Source organism: Vibrio fluminensis (assembly GCF_015278125.1).
Taxonomy (GTDB): Bacteria; Pseudomonadota; Gammaproteobacteria; order Enterobacterales; family Vibrionaceae; genus Vibrio; species Vibrio fluminensis.
In genome coordinates, this window is record NZ_JADILO010000026.1 from 74087 (window position 1) to 87497 (window position 13411).

Annotated in this window: 14 protein-coding genes; all 14 read left to right on the forward strand. The window is 44.7% G+C overall.

Features of this window, described 5'->3' with window-relative positions:
* Window positions 1-28: 28 nt before the first annotated feature.
* The 14 genes from IRQ95_RS16155 (at window position 29) to pyrF (ending at window position 13231) form a co-directional block, all read left to right on the forward strand.
* Window positions 29-301, forward strand: coding sequence for an HU family DNA-binding protein (locus tag IRQ95_RS16155; protein ID WP_075651319.1), 273 nt, complete (start codon window positions 29-31; stop codon window positions 299-301).
* Window positions 302-477: 176 nt separating this feature from the next.
* Entirely contained in the window at window positions 478-2337 is a 1860-nt protein-coding gene (ppiD, locus tag IRQ95_RS16160) for a peptidylprolyl isomerase (RefSeq protein WP_194437890.1), read from the forward strand.
* Between the two features lie 137 nt (window positions 2338-2474).
* Entirely contained in the window at window positions 2475-2774 is a 300-nt protein-coding gene (locus IRQ95_RS16165) for a ComEA family DNA-binding protein (RefSeq protein WP_194437891.1), read from the forward strand.
* Between the two features lie 227 nt (window positions 2775-3001).
* Entirely contained in the window at window positions 3002-3682 is a 681-nt protein-coding gene (cmk, locus tag IRQ95_RS16170) for a (d)CMP kinase (RefSeq protein WP_194437892.1), read from the forward strand.
* Window positions 3683-3791: 109 nt separating this feature from the next.
* Window positions 3792-5462: a 30S ribosomal protein S1 gene (rpsA, locus tag IRQ95_RS16175; RefSeq protein WP_194437893.1), complete on the forward strand. Its 1671-nt coding sequence runs from the start codon at window positions 3792-3794 to the stop codon at window positions 5460-5462.
* Between the two features lie 202 nt (window positions 5463-5664).
* Window positions 5665-5946, forward strand: coding sequence for an integration host factor subunit beta (ihfB, locus tag IRQ95_RS16180; RefSeq protein ID WP_194437894.1), 282 nt, complete (start codon window positions 5665-5667; stop codon window positions 5944-5946).
* A gap of 420 nt (window positions 5947-6366) precedes the next feature.
* Window positions 6367-7023 (forward strand): ABC transporter permease, encoded by a 657-nt coding sequence (locus IRQ95_RS16185; RefSeq protein WP_075651331.1) that lies wholly within the window; start codon window positions 6367-6369, stop codon window positions 7021-7023.
* 36 nt (window positions 7024-7059) lie between these two features.
* Window positions 7060-8181: an ABC transporter ATP-binding protein gene (locus IRQ95_RS16190; RefSeq protein ID WP_075651333.1), complete on the forward strand. Its 1122-nt coding sequence runs from the start codon at window positions 7060-7062 to the stop codon at window positions 8179-8181.
* 3 nt (window positions 8182-8184) lie between these two features.
* The gene (locus IRQ95_RS16195) at window positions 8185-8916 is read left to right on the forward strand and encodes an ABC transporter permease (protein WP_348541623.1); all 732 of its coding nucleotides are present in this window, start codon (window positions 8185-8187) and stop codon (window positions 8914-8916) included.
* A gap of 62 nt (window positions 8917-8978) precedes the next feature.
* Window positions 8979-9863 (forward strand): glycine betaine ABC transporter substrate-binding protein, encoded by an 885-nt coding sequence (locus IRQ95_RS16200; RefSeq protein ID WP_194437895.1) that lies wholly within the window; start codon window positions 8979-8981, stop codon window positions 9861-9863.
* Window positions 9864-9948: 85 nt separating this feature from the next.
* A complete protein-coding gene (locus IRQ95_RS16205; protein WP_194437896.1) occupies window positions 9949-10785 on the forward strand; it encodes a nitrilase-related carbon-nitrogen hydrolase in 837 nt (278 codons plus the stop codon).
* 188 nt (window positions 10786-10973) lie between these two features.
* Window positions 10974-11255, forward strand: coding sequence for a LapA family protein (locus IRQ95_RS16210; RefSeq protein ID WP_194437897.1), 282 nt, complete (start codon window positions 10974-10976; stop codon window positions 11253-11255).
* A gap of 25 nt (window positions 11256-11280) precedes the next feature.
* The gene (lapB, locus tag IRQ95_RS16215) at window positions 11281-12450 is read left to right on the forward strand and encodes a lipopolysaccharide assembly protein LapB (RefSeq protein ID WP_194437898.1); all 1170 of its coding nucleotides are present in this window, start codon (window positions 11281-11283) and stop codon (window positions 12448-12450) included.
* An 85-nt stretch (window positions 12451-12535) separates the two neighbouring features.
* Window positions 12536-13231, forward strand: a complete 696-nt coding sequence (pyrF, locus tag IRQ95_RS16220; protein WP_123781316.1) for an orotidine-5'-phosphate decarboxylase — start codon at window positions 12536-12538, stop codon at window positions 13229-13231.
* Window positions 13232-13411: the final 180 nt, after the last annotated feature.

Genomic DNA, 13411 nt, shown 5'->3' on the forward strand with positions numbered 1-13411 from the left:
ATAACAGACGACGTAAAGGGGAATCACCGTGAACAAAACTCAACTAGTAGAAAAAATCGCTGAGAATTCAGACCTATCTAAAGCAGCAGCTGGCCGTGCGTTAGACGCATTCATTGAAGCTGTAAGCGGTACGCTTCAGTCTGGCGACCAAGTAGCACTTGTTGGCTTTGGTACTTTCAGCGTGCGCACTCGTGCAGCTCGTACTGGCCGTAACCCAAAAACTGGCGATGAAATCCAAATCGCTGAAGCTAAAGTACCATCTTTCAAAGCTGGTAAAGCGCTAAAAGACGCTTGCAACTAATCAAACTTTCTACTTTTTTTAAGTAGTTTGTTAGAACCTTTTTAATTTATGCGCATCATACTGATGCGCATTTCTTTTTCTGATATTATCGCGCTACTGAATTTTAATTTATTAATGAACATCGTAGTACCTCAGTTTGAGGTGATTGCGTGTCATACGCGGAGAGTAACAAAAGTATGATGGATCGATTGCGCGAAGGCGTAAATAGCATCGCGGTTAAAATTATCCTTGGCCTGATTATTCTATCTTTCGTATTCGCAGGTGTAGGTAGCTACATCGTTGGCGGTAGTAACAATGTTGCAGCGAAAGTAGGTAATGTCGAAATCAGTCGTGGTGAATTCGAGCAGGCATACCAAAACGAACGTAATCGTATGCAAGCTCAGCTTGGCGACTACTTCTCGAATTTACTAGCTGACCCTAGTTATGTTGCATCTTTCCGCCAGTCGGTTTTAGACCGTATGATCAACGATGCGCTACTTGAGCAACACGCAAAAACGTTAGGCTTACGTGTCAGTGACGTGCAAGTTCGTGAGTTGCTATTGGCTATGCCGCAATTCCAAGTAGATGGTAAGTTCGACTCAGATGTGTACCAATCAGCGCTTCGCCGTGCTGGCTACAGCCCTGAAAGTTTTGCGGAATACTTACGCCGTGATCTAGTACGTAACCAACTACTGACGGCTGTTCAAGCAAGTGATTTCGCACTACCGGGTGAAGTCTCAGCACAAAGCAAGCTGATCATGCAAACGCGTGAAGTGAAGACAATCGATCTTGCTTTGGCTGATTTTGCTGAAAAAGTACAGCTAACAGATGAGGAGATTGCTGAGTACTACAAGCAAAATCCAGATCGTTACACTCGTCCTGAGCAAGCAAAAGTCGCTTACATTGAGCTTTCTGCTGAGGCATTGAAAAACTCAATCACCATCAATGATGAGCAAGCGAAGCAATACTACCAAGAGCACTTAGACAAATACTCTTCTGAAGAGCAGCGCAAAGTGAGTCATATCCTTGTTCAAGGTGATGACCAAGCAAAAGCGCAAGCGATTCTGGATGAACTGAATGCTGGTGCAGACTTTGCAACACTTGCTGAAGAAAAGTCAGAAGACATTGGCAGTGCAGAAGAGGGTGGTTCTCTAGGTTGGATTGAACGTGGTGTAATGGATCCAGCGTTTGAAGAAGCTGCATTCGCTCTACAAACTCCAGGCGACGTGACTGGCTTAGTAAAATCTGACTTTGGTTACCACATCATTAAACTTGATGAGCTAAAAGATTCGGTAGCTAAGCCTTATGCGGAAGTTGCGGAAACGATCAAGCAAGAACTTCGTGATCAAAAAGCAGTCGATGAGTTCTACGAGCTGCAAAGCGAACTTGAACGTGTTGCGTTTGAATACCCAGATTCACTGGATGATGCAGCAGAAGCCGTTAACGCGAAAATCGTTACTACTGACTTTATCTCTCAAGCTGATGCGCCTGAGCTATTGAAAACACCAGCTGTGATGCAGGCAATCCTTAGCCCAGAAGTTCGCGAAGATGGTCTGAACTCAGAAGTGATCGAAGTGGCTCCTGAGCATGTTGTGGTTGTTCGTGTAGAAGATATGCGTGATGAAACCGTGCTACCTTTGGAAGACGTGCGTGAGCAAGTTATTGCGCAACTGTCTCGAGTTAAAGGTGAGCAAAACGCGATTGCATTAGCAACGAAAGTTGTTGATGAGCTAAAAGCAGGCAACACAGCGATTCTAGCTGAAAACGGCCTAGCGTTCGGTGAGACTCAAACCATTGACCGCAGCTCTCCACTGGCTCAAGTGGTATTTGCAATGCCTAAACCAGTAGAAGGCAACGTAGGTTACGCACAATCGAAGTCATTTAACGGTGACATCGTTGTGGTTGAACTAGATGCAGTATCGGACGTATTCAATACTCAGTACAATGAGCAAATTGAAAGTCAAATGACGCAGATGAATGCTCAGCAAGACTTGCAAGGTTTGATTAGTATCTTACGCAAAACGACGGATATTGAGTACTTCGCTGTGACTCAATAACCGATAGAGATGTAAGTTACACTCTTATCAAAACGGGCTGCTTCGGCAGCCCGTTTTATTTCTAATTATTGCGAATAACAAAGGCTTTTTGTCCGTTGTATGGTGGCTGTCCACTTCCCTTTTACAAAGGAACCGCAATGAAAATGAAATCTTTACTAATAACATTATTGCTTGTACTCACCTCTACTTTCGCTGTTGCATCGGATCAAGAAGTTAAAGACCCGAAATACGATGGGATTGAGATCGTCGTTAACGTTAATCAAGCCTCTGCTCAAGAAATAGCTGATATGCTCAAAGGCATCGGTTTGAAAAAAGCCCAGGCGATTGTCGATTATCGTCAGCAGCAAGGCCCTTTTAAGCAGATAGAAGACCTTGCCAAGGTACAGGGTATCGGTGAAGCGACCGTGGCAAAAAATATCGCAAGAATAAAACTGTAGTTTTTTGCCCAGGGGCTCATCTCGAGCCCTTGAATCAATTCGTCATGCCGCAGAATTTCTTTTCATCTCTGTTAGTTTTAGCTTCATACCTAGGTAAGCGATGTTATCTGTTCTGACAGAGGATTTATTTGCAAACTTCCCTAGAACCTTACCGCATTTAGCTCTATAATTTCACGCCGAAAAAGTCGGAGCCGTTTGCTCTGACGGCAAGCAACTTGGAGTATTTCATGTCCTCTCATACGCCGGTAATTACCGTAGATGGACCAAGTGGTGCGGGTAAAGGCACGCTTTGTATGCAACTCGCTAATAAGCTGGGTTTTCATTTGCTTGACTCGGGCGCTATCTATCGCGTACTTGCATTAGCAGCGATTCATCATGGTGTTGATCTTGAGTCAGAAGATGCATTAGTGGCTCTAGCAACTCACTTAGATGTTCAGTTCATCGCGGAAGGTGACTTGGTAAAAGTTATTCTTGAAGGCGAAGATGTCTCAGGTGAACTGCGTAAAGAGCAAACCGGTATGGCAGCGTCGAAAGTGGCAGCACTACCTCGAGTGCGCGAAGCGCTCTTGCGTCGTCAACGTGCATTTGCTGAAGGCGTTGGCTTAGTTGCAGATGGCCGTGATATGGGTACAGTTGTATTCCCGCAAGCTGAAGTGAAAATATTCCTAGATGCTAGCGCAGAAGAACGTGCCGAGAGACGCCTTAAACAGTTGCAAGATAAAGGGTTAGATGTTAAATTTGCTGACCTTTTGAGCGAGATCCAAGAGCGAGACGACCGAGATCGTAATCGCCCAGTGGCGCCACTACGCCCTGCAGAGGATGCGCTGTTGCTTGACTCTACGTTGATGAGTATCGACGAAGTAGTCGAAAAAGCACTACAATATATTGAATCTAAACTGACTGCGTAATTATACGGGGTCGGCTCAGAGCGTTGGTCGCAAGGATGATGACCGGCGAATTTAATAACCCCATGAGGTAGGATACCCGTGGACGTTTAATTTATTGAAGATTAAATAAATGACTGAATCTTTTGCTCAACTCTTTGAAGAGTTTCTAAACGAGACTGAATTCCAACAAGGTACTATCGTTAAAGGTACTGTAGTAGCTATCGAGAACGGTTACGTTCTTGTTGACGCTGGTCTTAAGTCTGAGTCTGCAATCCCTGCTGAACAGTTCAAGAACGCTGCTGGCGAACTTGAAGTTGAAGTTGGTTCTGAAGTTGATGTTGCTCTAGACGCAGTAGAAGACGGTTTCGGTGAAACTCAACTTTCTCGTGAGAAAGCGAAGCGTCACGAAGCTTGGATCGTTCTTGAGAAAGCTTACGAAGAAGCTGAAACTGTTGTTGGTATCATCAACGGTAAAGTTAAAGGCGGTTTCACTGTTGAACTTAACGGTATCCGTGCGTTCCTACCAGGTTCACTAGTAGACGTACGTCCTATCCGTGATACAGCTCACCTAGAAAACAAAGAACTTGAGTTCAAAGTTATCAAGCTTGACCAGAAGCGTAACAACGTAGTTGTTTCTCGTCGCGCAGTTATCGAATCTGAAAACAGCGTAGAGCGTGATGAGCTACTAGAAAACCTACAAGAAGGCGCAGAAGTTAAAGGTATCGTTAAGAACCTTACTGACTACGGTGCATTCGTTGATCTAGGTGGTGTTGACGGTCTTCTACATATCACTGATATGGCATGGAAACGCGTTAAGCACCCATCAGAAATCGTTAACGTAGGTGACGAAATCCTAGTTAAAGTTCTTAAGTTCGATCGTGAGCGTACTCGCGTATCACTAGGTCTTAAGCAACTAGGCGAAGATCCATGGGTAGCAATCGCTAAGCGTTACCCAGAAGGTCACAAGCTTTCTGGTCGTGTAACTAACCTAACTGATTACGGCTGCTTCGTTGAAATCGAAGAAGGCGTTGAAGGTCTAGTTCACGTTTCTGAAATGGATTGGACTAACAAGAACATCCACCCATCTAAAGTTGTTAATGTTGGCGACGAAGTTGAGGTTATGGTTCTTGAGATCGACGAAGAACGTCGTCGTATCTCTCTAGGTCTAAAACAGTGTAAAGCTAACCCTTGGCAGTCTTTCGCTGAAGCGCAAGCTAAAGGCGACAAAGTTACTGGTAAGATCAAGTCAATCACTGACTTCGGTATCTTCATCGGTCTAGAAGGCGGCATCGACGGTCTAGTTCACCTATCTGACATTTCTTGGAATGTTGCTGGCGAAGAAGCTGTACGTGAGTACAAGAAAGGCGACGAGATCTCTGCAGTTGTTCTAGCAGTAGACGCAGAGCGTGAGCGCATCTCTCTAGGCGTTAAGCAAATGGAAAATGACCCATTCAATGCTTACGTTGCAGAGAAGAAGAAAGGCGTTCTAGTTAACGGTACTGTAACTGCAGTAGACGCTAAAGGCGCAACTGTTGAGCTAGAAGAAGGCGTTGAAGGCTACATCCGTGCATCTGAAGTTGCACGTGACCGCGTAGAAGACGCAACTCTAATCCTAAGCGTTGGTGACAGCGTTGAAGCGAAATTTACTGGCGTTGACCGTAAAAACCGCGTAATCAACCTATCTATCAAAGCTAAAGACGAAGCTGAAGAGCAAGAAGCAATGGCATCTATCAACAAACAAGATGACGGCGCATTCGGTAACGCTATGGCAGACGCTTTCAAAGCAGCTAAAGGCGAATAATTTAATTCCCTTATAGCAAAAAGGAGCCGAAAGGCTCCTTTTTTATTTTTGTGGGCTAATACCAATTTCTACAACTGATTATTAAGAAAGCGATTCATAGTTGCACAAACTGTGCAAAAAATGATTAAATTTTTTAGCAAGTGTTTGTTGGAATTGGTATTAGTTACTATAATAAATGACAAATCACTCTACGAGGGAAACTATGACTAAGTCTGAATTGATTGAAAGACTTTGCGCTGAGCAAACTCATCTTTCAGCTAAAGAAGTCGAAGATGCGGTAAAAGACATTCTTGAGCATATGGCATCAACACTTGAGAACGGTGATCGTATCGAAATTCGTGGTTTTGGTAGCTTCTCATTACACTACCGCGAGCCTCGTGTCGGTCGTAACCCGAAAACGGGCGACAAGGTTGAACTTGAGGGTAAACATGTTCCTCATTTCAAACCAGGCAAAGAATTACGCGAACGTGTAAATCTTGGCTAACATTGTGTAATTATATTGACAGAAATTATAATTTCGCATCTGTATCGACAAACGGCACTCCATATGAGTGCCGTTTTTTTATGCAAAATAAACCTCAAAAAAGCAATAATTGCGCACATATCGTTCAAAAGCGTTAATTAAGATTTCACCCACTTTCGACAAAATTTATTGATGAATTTGACAATTTATATTGAGTTGTTATGATTTTTCGCGCTTAAATTCGGAATTAATCTTAAATTCCATCGATAAAGTCCTGCATTTCTGTATTTAAATAGTCATTTAACTTATTCGCTAAATTTCATAAGCGCAGCGAGCAGAAAGCGGTGCTTTGTCTTATTTCCGTGTACATTGCACGTCTAAATCTTTATTTCATCTTGGACCGATTTGGTCTTACTCAACATCATAATCCAGAGGTTTAATTTGGAAGTAGTTAACTTTTGTCTGGAAAACTGGGAGATCATTGTAACTAGGACTGTAGAGCACCTTTCTTTGGTTAGCTTAGCAGTCGGTTTAGCCATTTTGACAGGCGTACCTATTGGTATTGCAATCACCCAGAACCAGCGCGCGGCAAACATTGTGTTATACCTCGCCTCTATTGTTATCACTATTCCGTCGATCGCTTTGTTCGGCATCATGATTCCAGCGCTGTCCTTAATTGGTCAGGGTATTGGTTATCTTCCCGCGGTCATTGCGGTATTGCTTTACTCGCAACTGCCAATTATCCGTAACACCTACACGGCCATTAATAATGTCGATCCATCGCTGCGCGAAGCGGCGCGAGGTATTGGGCTGACCAGTATGCAGCGTTTACGTTTAGTGGAAATTCCCTTGGCGATTCCGGTCATCATGGCAGGTGTCCGAATGGCAGTGGTGATGAATATCGGTGTCATGGCAATCGCGACCTACATTGGTGCGGGGGGACTTGGCTCTTTCATTGCGCGGGGCATTAGTCAATCTGACCCACGCCAACTTATCGTAGGGGCACTGGCAGTAAGTTTACTCGCCATTATTGCCGATTTAGGGCTAGCGAAGATCCAAAAGAAATTAACACCAAACGGTGTTGTAGTTTGCAGCTAACCCTGTGTAAGACGACTATTCGAAGAGACAGACTTTATGATCCAACTTGATAATTTGACCAAGATTTTCGAAACGCCTCAGGGTGTAATTACTGCGGCAGACCGCATCAGTATGGAAGTACCTACTGGAGAAATTTGCGTTTTACTTGGTCCTTCAGGCTGCGGAAAAACCACGACACTTAAAATGATTAATCGTCTGGTGACACCAACGTCAGGACGCGTGCTCATCAATGGTGAAGATACTACGGATATCGATACCGTGACATTGCGTCGCAACATAGGCTATGTGATCCAGCAAACTGGCTTATTCCCCAATATGACCATAGAAGAGAACATCTCTTTAGTACCTAAGCTCATGGGCTGGGATGTACAACGCTGCAAACAGCGAGCTAAAGATCTGTTAGATATGGTTGCGCTTGATCCCAACACCTTTATGAAACGCTACCCGAACGAATTGTCCGGAGGACAGCAGCAGCGAGTGGGGGTGATTCGTGCTCTAGCGGCTGACGCACCAGTGCTGTTAATGGATGAGCCTTTCGGCGCGATTGACCCCATCAATCGCGATGCGATTCAAGAAGAGTTCCTCAAGATGAATCGCGAGCTCAATAAAACCATTATGTTCGTTTCGCATGATATTGATGAAGCAGTGAAGATGGCTGACAAAATCGCTATCTTCCGTGATGGTAAATTGGAGCAATTCTCTAGCCCTGACCGCCTGTTAGCGAAACCCGAAACGGATTTCGTTGCCGATTTTGTTGGTAATGATCGCACGCTTAAACGCCTTCAATTAGCCACAGCGGCAGATGTGATGGAAACCCATGTTCCCGTTGTCACTGCTGGCGAGACATTGCAACAAGCGGCGAAGAAAATGGAAGAGTATGGTCATGGCATGATTGTTAAGGTGAACAAACAACATCAGCCCGTGGGCATTATTACCCGTGAAATGTCGCTCTCTTATCGAGGTCTTTGCGGCGAACATTATGCAGGGATTCAACTGGTGATTCAGCAAGACGAAGATTTGCGCGCTGTGGTATCCAAAATGTTTGCCTATGACTTGTCTTGGTTGCCAGTAGTCGATGCTCAAGGTCGATTATGTGGCGAGGTGTCTCAGCGCGGCATTACTCACCACTTGGGCGCGAAATATCAGACTAAGGGGTAAGTTGTGAAACAAGAACAAATTCGCAACGCCTTGTTGTTTGCCTTAGTCCTGAGTGCCTTTTTGCTTGGTGCGACGCTTCAAGCGAATGGCTTTATTGAAGACTTCATGTATTACAGTGAAGACATTGTTTATCTCGCTGGTGAGCACATAAAGTTGACCCTGATTTCAGGAACAATCGCGATTGTGATTGCGATTCCAGCCGGGATTTTAATCAGCCGTCCGTCAATGCGCCGTTACTCAGAGCCAGCGATGCAAGTGTTTAATATAGGCACCACAGTGCCAACACTCGCGGTATTGGCATTGTCGATGACATTGCTGGGCATTGGTAATGTACCAGCGATCTTTGCTCTCGCCATTGCGACGATTTTACCGATTGTGCGCAACACCTATACCGGATTAATAGCGGTACCCGAGTACTTAAAAGAAGCCGCAACCGGTATGGGGTTAACACCCACTCAGCAGCTTTTTCGTGTTGAGTTACCCAATGCCATGTTTGTCATCATGGCGGGAATACGAACCGCATTCGCCATCAACATTGGTACTGTACCACTGGCATTTTTAATCGGTGGAACTGGCTTAGGAGAGCTGATTTTTACCGGGATTGATTTAGATGAGCTAAGCATGATGCTGGCGGGCGCATTGCCAACGGCCGGCTTGGCGGTCTTGGTAGATATGTTGCTGGGCATGCTGACTTTTGGGGTTGTCAGTAAAGGGGTTAACCCTCTACGAAACTAGGTCGAATGCTGCCACGAATTACATAAAAACTCGAAAATTACTACAGATAGGAATGGAATAGAATGTCTAAATTCACGACTTTATTTGGTGCAACGATGCTTGCCTTGACCTCAACTTTCTCTCACGCTGCGGACTTAGTCGTTGGGGGCAAAGGTTTTACTGAGCAACTGATAGTTGCATCGATGACCGAGCAATACTTAACGAATCAAGGCTACGATGTGGATAAACGCGATGGCATGGGGTCGACAGTACTGCGCAAAGCACAACAGAACGGACAAATTGACCTTTACTGGGAGTATACCGGTACGTCATTGATCACTTTTAATAAGATCAAACAACCGATGTCCGCAGACCAAGCTTACGCCAAAGTTAAACAGCTCGATGGGGAAAAAGGGTTGGTTTGGCTTGAACCATCAAAGGCAAATAATACTTATGCGCTCGCGATGCGAGCAAAAGATGCCGCGGCCAAAAACATCGTGACCATCTCTGACTTTGCTGACTACGTAAAAACAGATGGTGATGATCTTTTGTTTGCTTCAAACGTGGAATTTGCTGCTCGTCCTGATGGCCTAAAACCTTTACAAAAGCAATACCAGTTTAAATTGGCACGTAAAAATCTGAAGAAGATGGATTCGGGCTTAACTTATCAAGCACTAAAAAGCGGCAATGCCGATGTGGCGTTAGTTTTTGCTACCGACGGTCGAATTAAGGCGTTTGATTTCGTGGTACTTAAAGACGACAAAGGCTTTTTCCCGAATTACGCGTTAGCACCGGTTGTGCGTCAGGAAACGCTCGACAACAACCCTAAGCTTGCCGCTCAACTCAATACACTTTCGGCTCTGTTGAATGATGAAGTTATGGCGACGTTAAATGCCAAAGTGGATGTTGATGGTCAAAGCATTGAGAAAGTCGCCAAGCGATTTTTAATCGACAACAAACTTATCTGATTCCGCCCGTGATTCTGCATATCACTGTTTAATGTAAGAGGGCAACGCACGCGTTGCCCTTGTCGATTGAAAGGTTCTCAATAACATGAAACAACAGCTAAAAGTTGCGATCGCACAAATTGCTCCGCTGCTTGGCGATGTTACGTCTAACACCGTTAAACATATTGAATTCATTAACCAAGCAAAGCAGCAGGGCGTTGACGTGTTGCTTTTTCCAGAGCTTTCTCTCACCGGCTACAGTCTTTTTGCCAAAGTTCCGCAAGTGGCTTTGCCACGTGTGAACGAGATATTTGAACGTCTATCGGACGTAGCTCCGAACATGGTGATTGGTGTTGGCTTTGTTGAACAGGCTGCACCGGGTGAGTTTTACAATGCTCAAGCTTTACTGACCCAAGGGAAAGTGATTCATGTGCATCGTAAGCTTAATCTACCGACTTACGGAGGGTTGGAAGAAGGCAAATGGTATGGGCAAGGAGAGAGGTTGGCAATGTGTGAGCATATTGACGGCTGGCCTATTCATACTTTGATTTGCGCTGACCTATGGAATCCAGCTCTCCCTCATTTGGCGATGCTTGATAGGCCATCACTATTGCTTGCCCCAGTTAATTCTGCGGCAGATATCGTTTCTGATGAATTCTCAAATCCAAATGGGTGGAAAACCAACACCGACTTTATTGCTATGACCTATGGCGTGCCGTTGTTGATGGCAAACAGCTGTGCAGTAGAAGGAAACAGTCGATTTTGGGGTGGTTCGCGTATATTGGATGCGTTTGGTCAAACACTGGTCGAGGCTGGCCAAGAAGAGCAGTTGCTTGTTGCACAGTTACAACTAGAGGATATCAATAGCGCCAGATTTCAACTGCCCACTATTAGAGACGCGAATAATTCACTCGTGGCGAAATTACTTACTGAGCGATTATAGAGTAAAAGGTCTAAAACTTGCGAATCACTAGCGATATTCACTAGAAGGGTTGAGTAATGTACTTTGGTTAACTTGGATATAAGATAGCCACAATGCACTGAAATTTGAGAATATCGCTAATATCCGTGGTCTGAATGGTGATTTTGCTGCATAATCTTACCAGTCGATTTTAAGATGGGTAATGGAATATGAAAATTATAAAAATCGTTATCGTACTGGCTTTGTTCCTTGTAGCTTTAGCGTTAGGTTCTCAAAATCAAGCAGTTGTCACTTTTAACTATCTGCTGGCTCAGGGCGATTTCCACTTATCTACATTGTTAGGTGTAGTGTTTGTGACAGGCTTCGTTATTGCATGGATCATATTCGGTAGCCTACACATGAAATCAAAACTGCAAGTTCGAAAACTTAATAAGCAACTTAAAAAGCTAACTCCCGCTACCTCGACTGAGGTCGAACAAAGTAAAGCATAATCGAGTTAGGTAGGCCTTTTTCTCAATGCTAGAAATACTCTTCTTGTTATTGCCGATCGCTGCAGCCTATGGCTGGTACATGGGTAATCGTAGCGCGCAGCAAGACAAGCAGAAGCACTCAAATCAGATCTCTCGTCAATATGTGACGGGCCTAAACCTGTTGCTTTCAGATCAGTCTGATAAAGCGGTGGATCACTTTATTGAGTTGCTTCAAGTTGACAATGACACGATAGATACGCATCTAGCATTAGGTAACTTATTCCGATCGCGTGGCGAAGTCGATCGCGCAATTCGTATCCACCAAAACCTCATTTCCCGCTCTGGTCTCACCATTGATCAGAAAAATATCGCTTTGCAGCAACTGGCCAAAGACTATATGGCGTCGGGATTTTTAGACCGCGCAGAAAAGATTTTTGAGCAGTTAGTTGAAGAGCCAGATCATCGAGAAGCCGCTCTACAGCAATTGGTTGCTATTTATCAGCAAACACGAGAGTGGCAAAAAGCCATCTACTATGCCAGCCAGCTGTTTAAGCTAGGCCGTAAGCGTATGCGAGTGAGTATTGCCCACTTCTATTGTGAAATGGCGATGCAAGATCAAGCCGATGGCGACCGTAAGCAAGCAATCGCGCATTTCAAGCGCGCTCTGAGTGAAGACCCAAAATGCGTGCGTGCGAGTATTGCACTGGGTAAGTTGTATCTCGAGAGTGAGGACTATCTTCACACTATTAAATACATGACGATGGTGCTGGAACAAGATTCAGACTTTGTCGCGGAAGTTTTACCAACGCTTGCGGATTGTTATCACCATCTTGGTCAAGAAGACGAGTTGTTGGATTTCCTGCGTCAGTGTATTGCGAGCAAGGCCGGCGTATCAGCGGAATTGATGTTGGCGCAACTGGTCGCTCAACATGATGGCTCAGAAGCGGCACAAGAATTATTGACGCGACAACTGGTTAAAAACCCAACTATGAAAGGATTCTTCCGCTTGATGGATTACCATCTGATGAATGCTGAAGAAGGTCGAGCGAAAGAAAGTTTGGCGACCTTGCAAAAATTGGTTGGTGAACAGTTGAAAGTAAAACCTCATTACCGTTGCCGTAAGTGTGGCTTCTCCACACACTCTATGTATTGGCATTGTCCTTCATGTAAAGGGTGGGGAACAATTAAGCCGATCCGCGGTTTGGACGGCGAATAGACTATTTTTTCAATGCAGCTAATTTTTTAGCTGCATTTTTTTAAGCACAACAAAATTGATAGACATAAGTTAATTAGGAGATGAGATGATCGACCAAAAAGTCATCGTAGCACTGGATTATGACAATAAAGCGGATGCCTTAGCTTTTGTTGACCGCATTGACCCTGCGTCATGCCGTCTTAAAGTAGGTAAAGAGATGTTCACGCTGTTTGGTCCTGATTTCGTCAAAGAACTTCACCAACGTGGTTTCTCTGTATTCCTAGATCTAAAATTCCACGATATTCCAAATACTTGCTCTAAAGCGGTTCGCGCAGCGGCTGAAATGGGTGTTTGGATGGTAAACGTTCACGCTAGTGGTGGTGAGCGTATGATGGCGGCATCTCGTGAGATTCTAGAACCTTACGGTAAAGACCGCCCATTATTGATTGGTGTAACAGTGCTAACCAGCATGGAACAGCCAGATCTAGCAGGTATCGGTTTGGATATGGCACCAAAAGATCAAGTAATTCGTCTAGCAAACTTAACTAAGAATGCAGGTCTTGACGGCGTAGTGTGTTCAGCACATGAGTCTTCAATGCTAAAAGCTGAATTAGGTCAAGAGTTCAAGTTGATCACGCCAGGAATTCGTCCAGCAGGTGCTGATCAAGGTGACCAAAAGCGCATAATGACACCAGTAGAAGCGATTCAAGCAGGTTCGGATTACCTTGTTATCGGTCGTCCAATTACTCAAGCGGCAGATCCTGCTGCTGTTCTAGCGGCAATTAACGCAACACTGGCGTAATTGATTGCTTAAGAATGCAAAAGGTCAGCAAATGCTGACCTTTTTCGTTTCGTGCGCCGAGCATGGCGTTGATCTAGGAGGTGAAAGTCCTCTACGGGCTCAGTCGAGCGAGAACCGTTAGCCTATGCAAGGGTGTTCACCGTGAGGTGAAATCTGAAGGAAGCAAATGGTAAAACTTGG

Coding starts and splice junctions, on each gene's coding strand:
- ppiD (WP_194437890.1), top strand. CDS start 478: ATGATGGATCGATTGCGCGAAGGCGTAAATAGCATCGCGGTTAAAATT.
- IRQ95_RS16165 (WP_194437891.1), top strand. CDS start 2,475: ATGAAAATGAAATCTTTACTAATAACATTATTGCTTGTACTCACCTCT.
- cmk (WP_194437892.1), top strand. CDS start 3,002: ATGTCCTCTCATACGCCGGTAATTACCGTAGATGGACCAAGTGGTGCG.
- rpsA (WP_194437893.1), top strand. CDS start 3,792: ATGACTGAATCTTTTGCTCAACTCTTTGAAGAGTTTCTAAACGAGACT.
- ihfB (WP_194437894.1), top strand. CDS start 5,665: ATGACTAAGTCTGAATTGATTGAAAGACTTTGCGCTGAGCAAACTCAT.
- IRQ95_RS16190 (WP_075651333.1), top strand. CDS start 7,060: ATGATCCAACTTGATAATTTGACCAAGATTTTCGAAACGCCTCAGGGT.
- IRQ95_RS16200 (WP_194437895.1), top strand. CDS start 8,979: ATGTCTAAATTCACGACTTTATTTGGTGCAACGATGCTTGCCTTGACC.
- IRQ95_RS16205 (WP_194437896.1), top strand. CDS start 9,949: ATGAAACAACAGCTAAAAGTTGCGATCGCACAAATTGCTCCGCTGCTT.
- IRQ95_RS16210 (WP_194437897.1), top strand. CDS start 10,974: ATGAAAATTATAAAAATCGTTATCGTACTGGCTTTGTTCCTTGTAGCT.
- lapB (WP_194437898.1), top strand. CDS start 11,281: ATGCTAGAAATACTCTTCTTGTTATTGCCGATCGCTGCAGCCTATGGC.
- pyrF (WP_123781316.1), top strand. CDS start 12,536: ATGATCGACCAAAAAGTCATCGTAGCACTGGATTATGACAATAAAGCG.